This is a genomic window from Streptomyces sp. NPDC049813, assembly GCF_044465085.1.
GTDB lineage: Bacteria > Actinomycetota > Actinomycetes > Streptomycetales > Streptomycetaceae > Streptomyces.
Map to the genome: position 1 here is coordinate 183,679 of NZ_JBITLI010000016.1, position 3,528 is coordinate 187,206.

A 3,528-nucleotide genomic window follows, 5' to 3' on the forward strand; every position below is an offset into this window, starting at 1 on the left:
GCCGCCGTTCTCGGTGGAGGAGGCGGTGGCGGTCCTGCCCTGGGAGAGCGGCGTGGGGGGGGGGGGGGGGGGGGGGGGCCCCCCCCCCCCGGGGGGGGGGGGGGGCGGCGGCGGGCGGCCCCCCCCCCCCCCCGCCTCAGGTACCGGCGAGCGGTCGCCGTCAGGCGACGATGAGAAAGATCCCGTACGCCACGGCCGCCGCGCACAGCGCGAAGCAGAGGTACGCGCCGGAGGTGACGGCCGCCGCCGAGTCGCCGCGCTCCGCAGCGGACTCCCGCTTGGAGAGGCCGACGACGCCGAGGGTGAACAGGCCCACCAGGGCCACGGTGGCCACGAGGCTGACCCCGAAGACGGAGCCGAGAGCCGCCCAGTCGATCTTCATAGCTGTCCTGCTTCCTTACAGCGTGGCGCCGGCGGGGCGCGCGGGGTCGGCCACGGTCTGCGGCGGAGCGGGGATGGTGGTCTTCACCTCGACCGAGGGCGCGGGCCCCGCGGCGGCGGCGACGGGCGGCGGGCTGACCGCGGCGATGGCGGTGGTCACCACGCCGGCCGGCTCCGCCGCGGCACCGGCCGCGTCGGCGGTGACGTTCGTGTGGTCCACGGAGTCGCGCCGGGAGAGCCGCCAGATGACCGCGGAGCCCCCGATCAGCAGGAGGGCCGTCAGACCGATGCCCCACGAGCCCTGCTTGGTGAGGAACTCGGCGCCCGCGCCGACCAGTCCCGCGGCCGGCAGGGTCAGGCCCCACGCGACGAACATCCGGGTGGCGGTCGACCAGCGGACGACGCCGCCCTTGCGGCCGAGGCCCGCGCCCATCACGGCGCCCGAGCAGACCTGGGTGGTGGAGAGGGAGAAGCCGATGTGCGACGAGGCGAGGATCGCGGTCGCGGCGCTCGTCTGCGCGGTGAACCCCTGCTGCGGGGCGAGGTCGGTGAGCCCCTTGCCCATGGTGCGGATGATCCGCCAGCCGCCCAGGTACGTGCCGAGCGCGATGGCGAGACCGGCCGAGACGATGACCCACAGCGGCGGGTTGGCCCCGGGGGACAGGACGCCGCCGGTGATCAGGGCGAGGGTGATGATGCCCATCGTCTTCTGCGCGTCGTTCGTGCCGTGCGCGAGGGAGACGAGACCGGCGGAGGCGATCTGCCCGGCGCGGTACCCCTTGGCGGTGGCCTTCTGGTCGGTCTTCTTGCTGATGCGGTAGGTGAGCCGGGTGGCCAGCATCGCGGCGACACCGGCCACGAGCGGCGCGGCGACCGCGGGCAGCAGCACCTTGGTGACGACGGTGCCGCCGTTCACCGAGGACCAGCCCATCGACATGACGGCGGCGCCGATGAGCCCGCCGAACAGCGCGTGCGAGGAACTGGACGGCAGCCCGACCAGCCAGGTCAGCAGGTTCCAGAGGATGGCGCCGACGAGCGCGGCGAAGATGACCTCGGTCCGCAGGCCGTCCTCGTTGATGATGCCGCCGGAGATGGTCTTGGCGACCTCCACGGAGAGGAAGGCACCGACGAGGTTCAGGACGGCGGACATCGCCACCGCCGTCTTCGGCTTGAGGGCGCCCGTCGAGATGGTGGTGGCCATCGCGTTGGCGGTGTCGTGAAAACCGTTGGTGAAGTCGAAGACCAGTGCGGTGACGATCACGATCGCGAGCAGGAGTGTGGCATCAAGTGCCATATCCGTATATCCGTTTCAGGTTGCGGACGGCGTCGCTGACCACGGCTGATTGCCGAAGCCTCGGTGAACGTAGGTCGACTGTATGAACGGAAGGTGAACTGACGGCGGACCTGAGGCGACCCTGTGGGAGAGTGACCGTGCCGACCCCTGGAATCCTGGGTTCCGTGGAGAACGGCTGTGGTTCTTGTCACCGCTGTGTCCTGGCCTTTCGCGGCCTTTCTAGCCCCGGGCGAATTTCTTCAGCTGGGCCAGGGTGCCGTTGAAGCGGTTCTGGTCGCCCGGCAGGCTGCCGCCGTTGGCGTACTGCCAGAAGGTCCAGTACGCCCAGCCCGCGGGCAGCGCGCCCGGGCCCGAGCTGTAGTGGGCGAGCCACAGCGGGTGCGTGGCGGCGAAGGCGCGGCTGTTCCCGGTGCACGTCTTCCACCAGAGACTGTTCGTGTAGATCACCGGACGCCGCCCGGTCCTGCGCCGGACCTCGTCGCTGAAGGACTTGATCCACGCCACCGTCCTGGCCTTGCTCAGCCCGTAGCACTTCTTCTTGCTGTACGGGTTGTACTCGATGTCGAGCGCGGGCGGCAGGGTCCATCCGTCCCGCGTCCAGCCTCCGCCGTTGCGCACGAAGTACGAGGCCTGCGCCTTGCCGGAGGACTTGTTCGGCAGGGCGAAGTGGTAAGCGCCCCGGATGATGCCGACGCGGCGGGCGCCGTTGTACTGCTGGGTGAAGTAGGGGTTCTTGTAGTTCGTCGACTCGGTCGCCTTCACATAGACGAACCGGGCCCCCTTGCTCTTCGCCTTCCGCCAGTCGACGTTCTTCTGGTGTGACGAGACGTCATGCCCTCGGGGCTTGGCCGCGGCCTGCGCGGGCAGCTCCGCGAGCACGCTCCCGCCCAGTGTCAGGACGGCCAGCGAGGTCACCGCGGCGATGCGGGTGCGGTGGTGGGACGGTTTGCGGTCACGAGCCATGTTTCCCCCCGGATGGCGCCGCGCACGACGCTCTCCCGGAAGCCTCCGGGGGATCCGTCCTGCCCGTTCACGCCACACCAACGGTCTGGAATGGGCGATATGAGCCCCTTTGCCCGCCTTACTTTGCCTGACAAGATGCCCGGCATGACGGAACTCGAGCAGGCGTGGCAAGAATTGGTGACGACAGCCCGCAGAACCGTGAGCGACGGACTCGTCGTCGGCACCTCGGGCAACGTCTCCGTGCGCGTCGGGGACACGGTCCTCGTCACCCCGAGCGGCGTCCCCTACGACCGGCTCGGCCCCGGCGACCTCCTCGCCGTCGGCCTCGACGGCGAGCGGCGGGCCGGCACCCTCGCGCCGACCAGCGAACTCCCCATGCACCTCGCGCTCTACCGGCACACCGACGCCCGCGCCGTCGTGCACACCCACGCGGTGCACGCCACGGCCGTCTCCACCCTGGTGACCGAGCTCCCGGCCGTCCACTACATGACGGCCGCCCTGGGCGGCCTCGTGCGGGTCGCCCCTTATGCGACCTACGGCACGGAGGAGTTGGCCCGGAACATGCTCGCCGCGCTGGCCGGCCGCTCCGGCTGCCTGCTGCGCAACCACGGGACCGTCACCCACGGACCCACCCTGGACGCCGCCTACGACCGGACCGCGCAGCTGGAGTGGATGTGCCGCCTGTGGCTCACCGCCCACTCCGTGCCCGGCCGCACCCCCTCCCTCCTCACCGAGGAGCAGCTGGACACCGTGGCGGAGCGGCTGCGCGGATACGGACAGCAGCCCACGACCTAGGGGCGTGTTTTGAAAGTCCCGCCTGCCCCGCGGCGTCCGGCACGCACGCTCGCGGCGTTGCCGAAGCGCCCGAATAGCTCCGCTATTAGGACGCT

4 protein-coding genes are annotated in these 3,528 nt (G+C 71.0%); 1 reads left to right on the top strand and 3 read right to left on the bottom strand.

The window, feature by feature from the left end:
- Nucleotides 1-160: 160 nt before the first annotated feature.
- The 3 genes from ACIBW6_RS28680 to ACIBW6_RS28690 form a co-directional block, all read right to left on the bottom strand.
- A complete protein-coding gene (locus ACIBW6_RS28680) occupies nt 161-382 on the bottom strand; it encodes a hypothetical protein (protein ID WP_399064551.1) in 222 nt (73 codons plus the stop codon).
- A gap of 15 nt (nt 383-397) precedes the next feature.
- The gene (locus ACIBW6_RS28685; RefSeq protein WP_399064553.1) at nt 398-1,675 is read right to left on the bottom strand and encodes an anion permease; all 1,278 of its coding nucleotides are present in this window, start codon (nt 1,673-1,675) and stop codon (nt 398-400) included.
- A 219-nt stretch (nt 1,676-1,894) separates the two neighbouring features.
- Nucleotides 1,895-2,638: a lysozyme gene (locus ACIBW6_RS28690; RefSeq protein WP_399064555.1), complete on the bottom strand. Its 744-nt coding sequence runs from the start codon at nt 2,636-2,638 to the stop codon at nt 1,895-1,897.
- A 135-nt stretch (nt 2,639-2,773) separates the two neighbouring features.
- On the opposite strand from ACIBW6_RS28690, the gene ACIBW6_RS28695 reads away from it, so the two are divergent.
- Complete coding sequence (locus ACIBW6_RS28695; RefSeq protein ID WP_399064557.1) at nt 2,774-3,433, top strand: class II aldolase/adducin family protein; 660 nt, start codon at nt 2,774-2,776, stop codon at nt 3,431-3,433.
- The last annotated feature ends 95 nt before the right edge of the window (nt 3,434-3,528 follow it).